The sequence below is a fragment of the Akkermansia sp. UNK.MGS-1 genome, from assembly GCF_000980515.1.
Lineage (GTDB): Bacteria > Verrucomicrobiota > Verrucomicrobiia > Verrucomicrobiales > Akkermansiaceae > Akkermansia > Akkermansia muciniphila.
The window spans coordinates 143,126-157,136 of the sequence record NZ_LBCB01000008.1 but is presented as its reverse complement, the minus strand read 5'-3'; the positions used below and the strand labels follow the sequence as shown (position 1 = coordinate 157,136).

General features: G+C 51.5%; 12 protein-coding genes. 5 read left to right on the top strand and 7 right to left on the bottom strand.

What is annotated here, in order from left to right:
- Positions 1-4 precede the first annotated feature (4 nt).
- Genes WW58_RS04345 through WW58_RS04330 form a run of 4 tightly spaced genes read left to right on the top strand, consistent with a single transcriptional unit; the run spans position 5 to position 3,845 of the window.
- Positions 5-388, top strand: coding sequence for a four helix bundle protein (locus WW58_RS04345; RefSeq protein ID WP_046435680.1), 384 nt, complete (start codon positions 5-7; stop codon positions 386-388).
- 27 nt (positions 389-415) lie between these two features.
- The gene (locus WW58_RS04340; protein ID WP_046435678.1) at positions 416-1,960 is read left to right on the top strand and encodes a type I restriction-modification system subunit M; all 1,545 of its coding nucleotides are present in this window, start codon (positions 416-418) and stop codon (positions 1,958-1,960) included.
- A gap of 38 nt (positions 1,961-1,998) precedes the next feature.
- Positions 1,999-3,234 (top strand): restriction endonuclease subunit S, encoded by a 1,236-nt coding sequence (locus WW58_RS12960; RefSeq protein WP_146023919.1) that lies wholly within the window; start codon positions 1,999-2,001, stop codon positions 3,232-3,234.
- A gap of 26 nt (positions 3,235-3,260) precedes the next feature.
- On the top strand, positions 3,261-3,845 hold the full coding sequence (locus tag WW58_RS04330; RefSeq protein WP_215836761.1) for a hypothetical protein: 585 nt from the start codon (positions 3,261-3,263) through the stop codon (positions 3,843-3,845).
- Here the strand turns inward: WW58_RS04330 and WW58_RS12955 are convergent.
- On the bottom strand, positions 3,838-4,998 hold the full coding sequence (locus tag WW58_RS12955; protein ID WP_257229021.1) for a restriction endonuclease subunit S: 1,161 nt from the start codon (positions 4,996-4,998) through the stop codon (positions 3,838-3,840). The two genes, WW58_RS04330 and WW58_RS12955, sit on opposite strands and share 8 nt — an antisense overlap.
- Positions 4,999-5,075: 77 nt before the next feature.
- Here WW58_RS12955 and WW58_RS04320 point away from each other — a divergent pair, with 77 nt between their 5' ends.
- Positions 5,076-6,005, top strand: a complete 930-nt coding sequence (locus WW58_RS04320; protein ID WP_046435676.1) for a tyrosine-type recombinase/integrase — start codon at positions 5,076-5,078, stop codon at positions 6,003-6,005.
- Between the two features lie 466 nt (positions 6,006-6,471).
- Here the strand turns inward: WW58_RS04320 and sucB are convergent, their stop codons facing one another.
- From sucB to WW58_RS04290, 6 genes are all read right to left on the bottom strand, one after another.
- Positions 6,472-7,599, bottom strand: a complete 1,128-nt coding sequence (sucB, locus tag WW58_RS04315) for a dihydrolipoyllysine-residue succinyltransferase (protein WP_046435674.1) — start codon at positions 7,597-7,599, stop codon at positions 6,472-6,474.
- Positions 7,600-7,614: 15 nt separating this feature from the next.
- Positions 7,615-10,380: a 2-oxoglutarate dehydrogenase E1 component gene (locus WW58_RS04310; RefSeq protein ID WP_046435672.1), complete on the bottom strand. Its 2,766-nt coding sequence runs from the start codon at positions 10,378-10,380 to the stop codon at positions 7,615-7,617.
- Between the two features lie 63 nt (positions 10,381-10,443).
- Positions 10,444-11,481 (bottom strand): cytochrome d ubiquinol oxidase subunit II, encoded by a 1,038-nt coding sequence (cydB, locus tag WW58_RS04305; RefSeq protein ID WP_022198840.1) that lies wholly within the window; start codon positions 11,479-11,481, stop codon positions 10,444-10,446.
- Positions 11,482-11,503: 22 nt separating this feature from the next.
- A complete protein-coding gene (locus tag WW58_RS04300) occupies positions 11,504-12,883 on the bottom strand; it encodes a cytochrome ubiquinol oxidase subunit I (protein WP_046435670.1) in 1,380 nt (459 codons plus the stop codon).
- A 152-nt stretch (positions 12,884-13,035) separates the two neighbouring features.
- A complete protein-coding gene (locus WW58_RS04295) occupies positions 13,036-13,506 on the bottom strand; it encodes a L,D-transpeptidase (protein ID WP_046435834.1) in 471 nt (156 codons plus the stop codon).
- A 25-nt stretch (positions 13,507-13,531) separates the two neighbouring features.
- A partial coding sequence (locus tag WW58_RS04290) for a low molecular weight protein arginine phosphatase (RefSeq protein WP_288143405.1) occupies positions 13,532-14,011 on the bottom strand: 480 nt, incomplete at its 5' end.

Below are 14,011 nucleotides of genomic sequence, written 5' to 3'. Positions count from 1 at the left end.
GATTATGGAAGAGAATTGTTTTTCTTTTGAGAATCTGAGAGTTTATCAGGATGCAAGGCAACTCGTTGTGGTAGTTTACCGGCTTTCTTCAAAGTTTCCGCGCACAGAGGCGTTTGCGTTGTGTCAGCAACTGCAAAGATCCATCGTTTCTGTGCCATCGAATATCGCGGAAGGCAGCGGCCACCGTTCTGTCAAAGAGAAAATTCATTTCATCGAAATTGCATATGGCTCTTTGATGGAAGCATATTGCCAGTTAGAGATAGCCTCCGACCTAAGCTATATCACTGCAGCGGAACTGCATGACATTAAGCCTCGCTTCCATGCCCTCTCCCGCCAACTATCGGCATTAGCTAAATCCTTCACCGAAAAACTACCCCCTAACCATTAACCCTTTAATTTCAAAGAAATTAAAACAATGAGCGAGGAACTTCAACAGCAGCTTCGCAGTCAACTTTGGACTGTGGCCAACAACCTTCGCGGCAATATGTCGGCGAGCGATTTTATGTACTTCACCCTCGGATTCATATTCTACAAATACTTGTCAGAGAAGATAGAGATGTATGCCGATGACATATTGTCGGAGGACGGTGTTACATTCAAGGAGGCGTGGGCAAGCGACGATGCCGAGCTAAAAGCCGACATAAAAGATGAGTGTCTGAGCAACCTCGGATACTTCCTCGAACCGGAATTTCTTTTTTCGAGCATAATTGAGGCGATTGACCGCGAAGAGAATATCCTGCCACAGCTTGAACGCTCGCTGAAGAAAATTGAGGACAGCACGGTCGGACAGGACAGCAACGAGGACTTCGGAGGTCTTTTCTCCGACATTGACCTCGCATCACCTAAGTTGGGAAAGTCTGCCGATGATAAAAATACGCTCATATCCAACGTGCTTGTCGCTCTCAACGGCATAGACTTCGGACTTAACGAGGCTTCCGAGATCGACATTCTCGGCGATGCCTACGAGTATATGATAGGTCAGTTTGCCGCCGGTGCCGGCAAAAAGGCCGGTGAGTTTTACACTCCGCAGGAAGTCAGTCAGATTCTCGCCGAGGTAGTAACCACCGGAAAGACACGTCTGCGCGATGTATATGACCCTACTTGCGGTTCCGGCTCCCTTCTTCTGCGGACAGCCCGCAACGGCAATGCCGATACCATTTATGGACAGGAAAAGAATCCCACCACGTTCAACCTTGCCCGAATGAATATGCTGCTTCATGGTGTCAAGTACAAAGATTTCACCATAGAGAACGGCGACACACTCGAAGCGGATGCCTTCCCCGACAGGGAGTTTGATGCCGTAGTTGCAAATCCTCCTTTCTCGGCTCAATGGAGTGCGGCGGAGAAATTCAACTCCGACGACCGTTTCAGCAAGGCGGGTGCATTGGCTCCTAAATCGAAAGCTGACTATGCTTTCATCCTGCACATGATCCATCACCTCAATGATGGTGGCACACTCGCCTGTGTAGCCCCCCACGGGGTCTTGTTCCGTGGCAACGCCGAGGGAAAGATACGCCGTTATCTCATCGAGAACAAGAACTACATTGACGCTATTATCGGTTTGCCCCCAAATATCTTCTACGGCACAGGAATACCCACCTGCATCATCGTAGCCAAGAAATGCCGCAAAGAGGATGATTCCATTCTTTTTATAGATGCGAGCCGGGAGTTTGAGAAAGTTAAGACGCAAAACAAGCTGCGTCCCGAACACATACAGAAGATTGTAGATACTTACCGCAATCGTACTGAAATCGAAAAATACAGCCATCTGGCACCGCTTCAGGAGATAGCCGACAACGATTACAATCTCAACATTCCCCGCTATGTAGATACATTCGAGGAAGAGGAAGAAATCGACATCAAGGCAGTAATGGCGGATATCAAAGAGCTTGAAGCGAAACGTTCCGAACTTGACGCGCAAATCGAGGTATATCTCCGTGAACTCGGAATTGTGGAGTAAGAATCCTTAATGTAGAACCGTAAAGATTGAAAATCCAGATGGCTGACACTGAAAACAACAAAAACTCCAATTCGCCCGCTTCCACATCCGCTCCCGCCCTGCGCTTCCCCGGCTTCACTGAACCGTGGCAAAAATCTCCTCTAAATCATTTTGCGAAAAAAATCACAAGAAAGAATAAGGACAATAGTATATCTAATATACTAAGCAATTCCGCAAACTTAGGAGTGATACCACAAAGTGATTATTTTGATCGAGATATTGCAAATCGAGAAAATACGGATGGTTATTATGTGATTGAACATGGAGATTTTGTATATAATCCCCGGAAGTCAGTTACCGCACCTTTCGGACCAGTAAATATATATGAAGGTCAAGAAATTGGGATTATTTCGCCACTATATCTATGCTTTCAGGTCTCTGGGATTGAACCGACATATCTTAGAATGTTTTTCAAAGGACGTTCTTGGCATAGGTTTATTTATGAAAATGGGGATAGTGGAGTTAGACACGACAGAGTGAGTATAAAGGATGATTTGTTCCTCCAACTTCCAGTCAGCTATCCAACAAAAGAAGAACAATGTAAAATCACAGCTTTACTCTCATTACTTGACGAGCGCATTGCGACCCAAAGGAGACTGATTGAGGATTTTATATCTCTGCGTAGAGCTATACTGCAAGATGCAATAAAAAGAGGGTTATCCAAGAAGTCATGGAAGTTTACCACGTTAAACGACATTCTGACCGAGCGAGGCGAAAGGAACTCTGATGGATATGATGTTTGCTCGGTATCGGTTTCTGAGGGAGTTGTAAATCAAATAGAATATCTCGGTCGCTCGTTTGCGGCCAAGGAAACGAGACAGTATAATGTTGCCCGCTATGGGGATATTATATATACCAAAAGCCCGACCGGAAGTTTTCCATATGGCATAGTCAAACGTGATACTCAAAAAGAACCGGCTGCCATTTCTCCTTTATATGGCGTATTCGTCCCTAAACAAGACTGGATAGGCATGTTATTGGGATATTACTTTGAGAGTGAGGTGAATACTTTCAATTATCTTCATCCAATAATTCAGAAAGGCGCGAAAAACACAATCAACATCACAAACAGCGGATTTTTAGCAAATAGTGTCCCCCTGCCATCAAATGAGAGCGAGGCCTCAGCCCTCGCAAAATGCTTGGATACAATTACAAACAAGATTGTTCTTGAAAAGTCCGTATTGACTCATTACACAGAACAGCGAGAATATTTGCTATCCAAGATGTTCGTGTGACATAAATTGGGGATATATTTCAATCAATGTCCTCAATTGTTGACAGAATATTCTCAGACGTAGATGGTGAAGTCGTTAAGTTCCGTGATATATTGGAAATCTCAACACAACGTAATGACGGCAAAGCTGATTATAGGATATTGTCAGCCAGTCAAGAGTTTGGAATGATTGAGAGGGATAGCCTTGATATTGATATAAAGGCAGAAGCCAAGTCTGTAAAGATGTATAAGCGAGTCCATCCCGGAGATTATGTTTTACATCTTCGTAGCTTTCAGGGTGGGCTTGCCTTTGCCGAAGTCGAAGGTATTTGCAGCCCAGCCTATACAATACTCCGACCAAATAAGAGATTGGAGTATGGTTATCTGAAGGAATATTTCAACAGCTCAAAGTTTATAAAGTCGTTGGTTCTCGTCACATATGGCATCCGAGACGGTCGTTCTATAAATGTTGAAGAGTTTTTGGATATGAATATTTCTATTCACCACAAGAACAAACAAGCCGAAATAGTAAAATCTCTCTCCATGCTCAGTGATAAGCTAAATGTTGAAGCCTCGATTCTGAATAGATACGAACAACAACGAGCTTATCTTCTTAGCAATCTGTTCATATAAACAATTTTGTAAGTAGATAATTTCTTTGTTGAGTGAAGTTGCTGAGTATTTCTTGTTCAGTGGATATTTTTTTGGCAATCAATTGGAGCGTGTTGAAAATCTTTATTTGATTTTCTTTTGCTGGTAGAGAGAATTTCATGCTCATCAACGATGGCTTATGTAAATTAAAACGGGTGCTACCTTGTGCATAAGGAATTATTTTTCTGCGAAAATACGATGTTGAAGTGAGGTATCCCATATAAGGAGGATATACCATCTCGGATTCTGGGATATGTATTCCAAAACAAAAGCTATTCAAATATAATTCTTTGGCATCTCCCATATACACAGCAGAATAGCCGGCTTCTTCAGGGGTTTCCGATGACAGAGTAAAAAGTAAATCGCCTTTTCGTACTTTGTTCTGATTTTCCCTGTCTCTAATCTCTACATAATCAAAATTATAACCGGTTATTATTTGATTCTGATATACATTCAGATATGTGATGAAAGGTTTTCCTTTTCCAAAATCTTCGGCAGATTTCCCTGTCAACCCGCCATAATCACAGCCAATTTCATTAAACGAGGTCTTGTAATTTATGGTCAACGTCGCATACAGTGTTTCATTTATTGAGGACATTAATTTTTCTAAATCCTCAATCAGTCTCCTTTGGGTCGCAATGCGCTCGTCAAGCAATGCAAGGAATTTTGTAATGATTTCCTGCTCTGCCAAAGATGGAACATATATAGTAATGGGATTAATATGAATATTGTTTATTTGAGGAATGGTCGAGGTATCCGCTATTCGGTTTAATCTTGCTCGGAGAATGAAATAAAACAAATATTGATCTAATATAAACGAATTATCTGCTTTAATTCCCATCAAATTTGTATCAATATTAATGGGGAATAGATTCATTCTGACCTTATTGGTTAGGATTGCTGCGCCTCTTTTAGAGAAAACGACACAGCCTTCTGGTAAAATATTCTTTCCCCGTTGGCTCAAATATGGAGTTTCTCCTAAATACTTCTCACACCAATTGAGTTGTTCAACCTTGTAATATGGTATTTTATCATATTCTGAATTAATACGATTAGGGCTTTCTCCGCTGAAAATACGTATATAGTCACCCAACCGACATTTCTGCCACGGTTCAGTGAAGCCGGGGAAGCGCAGGGCGGGAGCGGATGTGGAAGCGGGCGAATTGACGCGATATTTTCTTTAATTATCCTAATCAATTCATTTCAACGAATATGGATAAAGAAAAAATCAACATCAAAGACCTCGCTGTCCTTTGGAAAAAGGACAAGCGACAGTATGTGAAGCAATCCACATACTCAGCCTACGCGCTCATCGTAGAAAACCAAATCTTCCCGACGTTCGGCAATCTTTATGCCGTGACCGAAGCGGATGTGCAGTCGTTTGTAATCGACCGCCTTAATGCCGGTCTGAGCCAAAAGTATGTCAAGGACATACTCATAGTCCTGAAGATGATAGTCCGCTTCGGAGAAAAACACGGCTATCTCCAGCATTTCGAGTGGGACATCAAATATCCGACCGCTCCCGAAAAGCAGGGCATAGATGTCCTGACGGCAACAAACCATCGCAAGATTCTGGACTACATCAGTCAGAACTTCACATTCCGCAACCTCGGCATATACATCTGCCTTACTACCGGGCTTCGCATCGGCGAGGTATGCGGATTGAAATGGAGCGACCTCGACGTAGAACGCTCCATGCTGACGGTGCAACGCACGGTGGAGAGAATATACATCCTTGAAGATGACGGCACCAAACACACTCAGATTGTGGTCAACACTCCAAAGACCGCCAACTCTGCCCGCGAAATACCACTCAATAAGCCCCTGATGACGATGATACGCCCATTGAAGAAGGTGGTCAACGGCGACTACTACGTCATAAGCAACGAGCCTCAGCCCATTGAGCCGCGTACATACCGCAACTACTACATGAAGCTGATGAAACGGCTCGGCATACCTCCGTTGAAATTCCACGGGCTGCGCCACAGCTTCGCCACACGCTGCATCGAAAGCAACTGCGACTACAAGACCGTCAGCGTCATTCTCGGTCATGCCGACATCTCCACAACCCTTAACCTCTACGTTCACCCCGGGGCAGAGCAAAAGAAAAAGTGCATCGACAAAATGCTCCGCTCACTCTGACCCGGAGGAACATCCCTCTACTATAGTTTGGTTTGGTTCGGGCTGTATATATGCCCGAACCAAACCTGTATATGGAGGCTGAGCAAAGGAAAAAAAGTAATGACTGATGAGAAAATAGAAGATACGCTTGGCGCAGAGCTGTGAGGGCGCCGAAAAGTTAACGTCGTTTCTTTTTTGCCTCGCTGATTCCGTTAAGAATACATAAAAAAACACCCAACTTTGCGATTTTGGGTGAAAAATTGGGTGTTGTTTTGTAATTTTCTGATATTTAGTATTTTTTTGCAGAGGAGCGAACCTTGGGTTCCGATTTTTGGGAAGAAAGGATTTCCTGATCCTAGGTTTTTTACAGTAGTGGAAAATTCTTCCGGGATGTTCCTACTCAGTGAATGAACCAGAGGGATTCATTTCCTGAGCACTCGGAAAATGAAAAAACATTTTGTTATTTGGCCTTTTTTCCTGCGAAGCCTCATAATTCGAACACCGGGTTTTCCACGGCATTTTTTACCGTAATGAGAAATTGCACGGCCTGCTTGCCGTCCACCAGGCGGTGGTCGTAGGAAAGGGCCAGGTACATCATGGGCCGGACGACGATTTGACCGTCCCGGACCACGGGGCGTTCCTGAATGGCGTGCATGCCCAGAATGCCGCTTTGGGGAGGGTTCAGAATCGGGGTGGAAAGAAGCGATCCATACGTGCCGCCGTTGGAAATGGTAAAGCATCCGCCTTGCAGGTCCTGCATGGACAGGTTTCCGCTACGTGCTTTTTCCGTCAGGACGGCGAGTTCCTGTTCCAGCTCCGGAAACGTTTTCCGGTCACAGTCCCGCAGCACGGGGACGACGAGACCCTTGTCCGTGCCAATGGCTACAGAGATGTCATAGTACAGGTTTTCCACGATGTCCGCGCCGTCAATTCTGGCGTTGACCTGGGGCATTTCCTGCAAGGCCTTGACTACTGCCTTGATAAAGAAGCTCATGAAACCAAGCTTGGTTCCGTGCCGTTCTCGGAATTCTGCATGGAATTGTTTGCGGAGTTCCATCACGGAGGACATGTCGCATTCGTTGAACGTGGTGAGGATGGCCGCCTGGTGCTGGGCCTCCACCAGCCGGGCCGCGATGGTGCGGCGCAGCGGACTCATGGGTTTTCTGATGAAGCGCAGAGCAATTTCCTTTTCTACCTCCCTGTCCTCTCCGGCAGGAACCTGTTCCGGGAGGGGGACTTTCCCGTGTGGCTTTTGTCCCGGAAATTCCGCAGCTGGGGCGGAAGGCGCGGAAACGGGGGACTTCCGTGTTTCCGGCGAGGTCGTTTTTTTCGGCTCAAGCGGTATGAGCAGAGTTTCCCTTTCCGGTGCGGCTGCGGTTCTGTCAGCGGAAGAAATGCGGCCAAGAACTGCGCCGATAAGGGCTTCTTCCCCTTCCGGAACGAGGATTTCCAGTACGCCGCTTTCTTCCGCCTCCAAATCCGTGGAAACCTTGTCCGTTTCCAGCGTCACCAGCGTATCGCCTTTGGCTACCGGATCGCCGGCGTTCTTGTGCCACGCGGCTACGGTGGCGGAGGTGACGGATTCTCCAAAGTTGGGAGTCAGGATGTCGCTCATGGGAGGAAGATGGGTTCAGGATTGCGTCCGCGGCCCGAAGGCAGCGGCGAGAAGTCTTTTTTGCGCGGCGGCGTGCAGGGCCTTGGCTCCTTCCGCAGGGCAGGCCATGGGCGGCCGTCCCGCATAGCGGAAGGAGGTGGCGAAGAGGTGCCCCAGCCTGTTCCGCAGGTGGCCCCAGGCCCCCATGTTGGAGGGTTCCTCCTGGCACCAGACGAAGTCGCGCACTTTCTGGTAGGGTGCCAGCAGGAAGGTGAGCTGTTCCCGGGCCAGAGGATAGATTTGTTCCAGACGGATGATTACCGTGTCTGCAATATTCCGTTCCTTCCGGCAGGCGGCCAGGTCATAATAAACTTTCCCGGTGCAGAAGACGGCGCGCGTCACCTGATCCGGCGCGGGAGCGTCCGGGTCCGGCAGTACTTCGCGGAAACGGGAGGGGGCCAGAAATTCCCGGTGCGGGGAGACGGCATCCGGACGGGAGAGCAGGCTTTTGGGCGTAAAGACGATCAGGGGCTTGTGCAGATTTCGGTGCACCTGGCGGCGCAGGGCGTGGAAGTATTGGGCCGGGGTGGTGGGGTTGATGACCTGCATGTTGTCGTCCGCGCAAAGCTGGAGATAGCGTTCCATGCGGGCGCTGGAGTGTTCCGAACCCGCCCCTTCATAGCCGTGGGGCAGCAGCAGCACCATGCGGTTTTTCTGGCGCCATTTGGCCTCCGCGGCCGCAATGAACTGGTCCACAATAACCTGTGCTCCGTTGGCGAAGTCCCCGAACTGGGCCTCCCACATGACCAGAGCGTCCGGGCTTTCCAGCGCATAGCCGTATTCAAAGCCCAGCACGGAGGCTTCCGACAGGGAGGAGTTGTAAATGCGGAACGCGGTAGTGCCGTGGTTCAGCTTTTCCAGAGGAGTGTACAGGGAGCCGTCATTGAAGTCATGCAGGACGGCGTGCCGCTGGGAGAAGGTGCCGCGCTGACAGTCCTGGCCGGACAGGCGCACGGTGTGGTTTTCCGCGAGCAGGCTGCCCCAGGCCAGGGATTCCGCCATGGCCCAGTCCAGCGGTCCGCCTTCCCGGAAGGCCTCCCTGCGGCGAGCCAGGAAGCGTTTTTCCAGCGTGGGGTGGAGCGTGAAGCCGTCCGGCAGTTCCGTAAGGATATTTCCGATGCGCTGGAACAACTCCGGGCTGATTCCCGTCCGTATGCTGGTACGCGGGATGGGCGTTTCATCCGCATCCTGCGCGGTGGCGGGCAGGAGGTAGTCCACGGGATTTTCCTTCATTTGCAGGTAGGCCTGTTCCATGCCTTCCCAAAGGTCTTTCCGGATGTCCCGCTCCTGCTGTTCCGTCAATTCCCCGCGTTCCCTGAGCGCCGTTCCGTACAGGGCTGCGGCGGTGGGACGCGCCTCAATCCGCTTGGTCTGCATGGGTGCGGTAAAGGCGGCCTGATCCGTTTCATTGTGGCCCAGACGGCGGTAACAGTACATGTCCAGAATGATGTCCCTTCCGAATTTCTGGCGGAACTGGAGCGCGAAGTCCGCCGCCCATACCAGGTCTTCCGGGCTTTCTCCGTTGATATGCAGGATGGGGGACTGGAGCATCTGGGCCACGTCCGTGGCGTAGCGGGAGGAGCGGGCTTCGTCCGGGCCGGTGGTGAAGCCGATCTGGTTGTTGATGACGAGATGCACGGTGCCGCCCGTGCGGTAGCCTTTCAGCAGGGAAAGATTGAGCACTTCCGCCACGATTCCCTGCCCAGAGAAAGCGGCGTCTCCGTGCAGGACGAGCGGCAGCACATGCTTGCGTTCCGCGTCTTGCAGGTTGTGCTGCATGGCCCTGGCTCTGCCTTCCACCACGGGATACACGGCTTCCAGATGGCTGGGGTTGGAGGAGAGGCGGATGTGGAGGTCATGCCCGTCCACGTGGCGCGTGGCGGCGTAGCCGAGGTGGTATTTGACGTCGCTCCTGCCGATGGGGGATTCCGGAAGGTAGTCCGGCGTGAATTCGTGGAAGATGGTTTTCAGCGGTTTGTGGAGGATGTTGGCGAGCACATTCAGCCTTCCGCGGTGGGCCATGCCCATTTCAATGTGGGAGACTCCGGCGGCGGGACAGCGCTTGATCATGGCGTCCAGCAGGACGATGGCTCCTTCCCCTCCTTCCAGGGAGAAGCGTTTTTCCCCCATGAAGCGCTTGCCCAGGAATTCCTCAAACAGTTCCGCCCTGCAGAGATGGAAGAAGGCTTCTCTCCGGACTTTCGGGCCATAATCCACGCCGTTTGCCCGGAGCTGGATTTTTTCTTCAATCCAGGAGCGGATTTCCAGATTGTCTATGTGGTGGTATTCAAAGCCGATGGCTCCACAATAGATTTTTTGCAGCCGATTGATGATTTCACGGAGCGTGAGTGTCCCTCCGTCCATGAAGGTGCCGATGTTGACGGGCTGGTCCAGATCCTCTTCTCGGAATCCCATATCCTCCGGGGTGACGGGGAATCGGGGCCGGTCCGACGGCTCCAGCGGATTGAAGCGGGCGCATTGGTGTCCCATGACCCGGTAGGCCCGGATGAGCTGGCTGATGCGCCCGCGGCCTTCCGCGCTTTCCGGAGGAACGGTGTAAAGGGACGTGTCCGCATCGGTCCCTGTGTTTTCTTTTTTCCCGGGGGCTTCTCCGCTCCCCAGTTCGTAGCCCTCGAACCAGGCCGCCCAGAGAGGATCTACGGACAGGGGATCGTTTTTCCATGATTGATGGAGTGCCGTAATTTCCTCCGGAGGGATTTTGGAGAAGATGGAGGCATTCATGCGGCAGAGCGGATGGTACGGGGCGTTTTCAGTTCTCTGATCGCTATTTTTGTCCGCAGGGCGTCAATAACTGTGTTCGTTGAGCTGAACTTTTCCACGGAAGACCCAGTAAATGGCGGCGGAATAAGCCAGAACGAGCGGCACGCCCATGATGGCTATGTATGTCATCACGACCAGGCTTTCCCGCGTGGATGAGCCGTTGACGAGCGTCAGGGAGTGTTCCGGGTTGGGCATGGAGTAAAGCAGGTTGGGGAACATCGCTGTCCCGAAGAGAGCCATCATGCAGCCCATGGTGGAGCAGGAGGCGACGAAGGCCCAGCCCGGACGGTTCCTGTGGATGAAGAGCCAGATGGACGCGATGGAAATGACCGCCAGGGCGGCGATGCCGTAAATCCAGGGGGAACGTTCCAGGGCCGCCGCTACGTGCGGAACATACAGCAGGGTGGCAGCCCCGTGCAGGATGATCAGGACAGTGAAGATGATGACGCAGGGTCTGAGCAGTTTCCTGATTTGTTCCTGAAGGCTGCCCTGGGTTTTCATCAGCAGGTAGATTCCCCCGTGCATGGAGAACAGGGCGACCGTCGTCAGCCCCAGAAGAACGGAATAAGGATTCAGCAGGCTGAGGAATGTTCCGGTGAAGTTTCCCTGCTCATCCAGAGGAATGCCTTTGGTAACGTTCCCCATGGCTACGCCGATGAGCAGGGCCGCCAGAAGGCTGCTGATGGAGAAGGTGGTATCCCATCCCCTGCGCCACCATTTCATGGGCTGCTTGCTTCTGAATTCAATGGACACGGCGCGGAAGATAAGGGTAAGGAGCAAGAGCATGAAGGCCAGGTAAAACCCGGAGAAGACGGAGGCGTACACGTACGGAAAGGCGGCGAAAAGGGCACCTCCTCCCGTGATGAGCCAGACTTCGTTTCCGTCCCATACGGGGCCCACGGCATTTAGTGTGAGTCTTCTGTTTTCATCGCCCTTGATGAAAAGCTGAAGGGCGCCGGTTCCCAGGTCAAAACCGTCCAGAATGGCGTATCCGGAGAAAAGCACGCCGACGAGGATGAACCAGATGATTTGCAGGTCTGCGAGAGTGAGATTGTCCAACATGGTTTTAAAAGAGGGGTGAAGATTAGTCTTTGACAAAAGGAACCTGGAGTTTGCCTTCCCCGGCGCCGTCGTCTTCGTCAGTTTCCTGATCCGGACCTTTGCGGATTTTATGGGTGATTTGATAGAGGAAGAGGGCCAGCAACAGGGCATAAATGATAAAGAACATACCCAGGGAGGAAAGGGCTTCCGCCGCGGTGAGGGTGGGGGATACGGCGTGTTCCGTTCTCAGGATGCCGTACACAATCCATGGCTGGCGCCCCAGTTCCGCTACGGCCCAGCCCGCCTGGTTGGCTATTTGCGGGCCCAGTACGGAGAAAACGAAGCACCAGAGCAGCCAGCGCTTCTGGAAGAGCCAGCCCTTTTTCCAGCCCCACAGGCCCACCAGAAACAGGGCCGCCAGGGCGCAGCCAATCAGGATCATGAGATGGAAGGAGTAAAAGACGGGCAGGATGGGAGGGCGTTCGTCCTGCGGGATGCCGTTCATGCCGGTGATGGCCGTGTCCAGGTCATGATGGGTCAGGAGGGTGAGCAAGTATGGGATGGAGATGCCCGTCACTTCATGGGTGGACGGGTTCATCCAGCCGATGAGATGGAGGTCCTGTGGGGCGCCGGATTCCATGACGCCTTCCATAGCCGCGAATTTGGCGGGCTGGTGGATGGAGACTTCTCGTGCGCTGGAATCTCCCGTGATGCCCATGCCTGCCACGCCGATGAGGCCGATGACCAATGCCACCTTGAAGCTTTTTTCCGATCCACCGGTAAAACGTTTTTTCAAAATATACCAGGCGGAGACGCTGAGGACGAGCGTGGCTCCCGCCAGCCAGCAGCCGGAGAGCGCATGCGTCAGGCGGTCAACGGTGGACGGATTGAAGACCACGTCATAGAAGCTGGTGATATGGGCCTGGATTTTTCCGTTTACTTCCACCAGCTTGTATCCGGCGGGCGTCTGCATCCAGGAGTTGGCCACAATGATCCAGATGGCGCTGAAATGGGCGCCGAGAGCGACCATGCAGGAGGAAAGAAAGTGCATTTTGGGGCCCACCTTGTCCCAGCCGAAAAGCAGAATGGCCAGGAAGCCTGATTCCAGGAAGAAGGCGAAAATGCCTTCTGCTGCCAGGGGACTGCCGAAGATGTCGCCTACGCAGCGGGAATAATCCGCCCAGTTGGTGCCGAACTGGAATTCCATCACGATGCCGGAAGCTACGCCAAGGGCAAAGATAATGCCGAAGATTCTGGTCCAGAATTTGGCCTGCTTGTGGTAGAGGTCATTTTTCGTTTTCAGCCAGAGGCCTTCCAGGGCGACCAGAACCACCCCCAGACCGATGGTCATCGGCGGGAAGATGTAGTGGAACATGATCGTGATGGCGAATTGGAGACGGGATAATAAGACCGGATCGTCCATGATTGATTGGGGATGAGTGGATGTTTATGGAACAGGAGGACGGCAGCCAAATACCGATACCTTCATACTTTATACATCCCAAAAGGGCCTTTGTTCAATTATTTTCCTTTTCCGAGAATAACTTTTTTAGATTGTGTCTAAAAAAGAACGGTTTAACATTGGATGAACACGTCCATTCCTTCTTCCGACAGAGCAAAAAGAGCCAGCATGTCCCTGGGAGAAAGGCGTATGCAGCCATGGGAAGCCGGGGTTCCCAGCAGTTCCGTATCGTTGGTGCCGTGGATATAAATATAGCGGCTCCGGGTATTGGCGTTGTGAGGTTCCAATCCGTCCAGCCACAGAATTCGGGTCAGAATGAAGTCGGAATGTTCATCCATATTTTTCGGGATGGCGGTGGGATAGCGGCCTGCCGGAAGACGTGAGATGAAAATAGTATCCTCCGGTTCTCCGTCCCCGATTTTTTTGCAGATGCGGAGATGCCCTGTGGGAGTTTTCCCGGAACCTTCTTCATGGCCAGCGCCCGCCTTCCCGCTGGAGACGGGGCATCGGAGCAGGACTTTTCCGGATTTTTCCAGCTCCAGTTCCTGACAGGACAGATTAATGCGTATGAAAGGGGAAGCCATGACGGGGGAAGGAGTCAAAGAAGAGTTACTCCTGTTGTTCCATCCGGGAGATGATGGCCTGAATGGCGGTTGTCAATTGCTGCGCTACTTTGTTGTAGGCTGCCTGTCCGCAGCCGATGGGGTCGGCGATGCCACGGTTGCCCGTGTAGCAGGTGACCAGCCTGACCTTGTCCGCATGTTCGGGGAAATTGGCAAGCAGGGCGGCAAGGTGGCTTTCCGTCATGGCGTAGACATCTGTGGCGTTTTTCATCAGTTCATCCGTAACAGGGCGGCTTTCATGGCTGGAGAGATTGACGCCATGCTCCCGGAGGACGTGGAGTGTTTCCGGACTGGCTGCCTGCCCGGGCCATGCGGCTGTTCCTGCGGAACCGGCCTGCCATTCCGGATGGTGCGCGGAAAGTTTCCGGAACAGGCCTTCCGCCATGGGGCTGCGGCAGGTGTTGCCGGTGCAGATGAAGAGGATGTGTTTGCGCTGTGTCATGAGTCGGGGCGTTCTCTTTTGGAG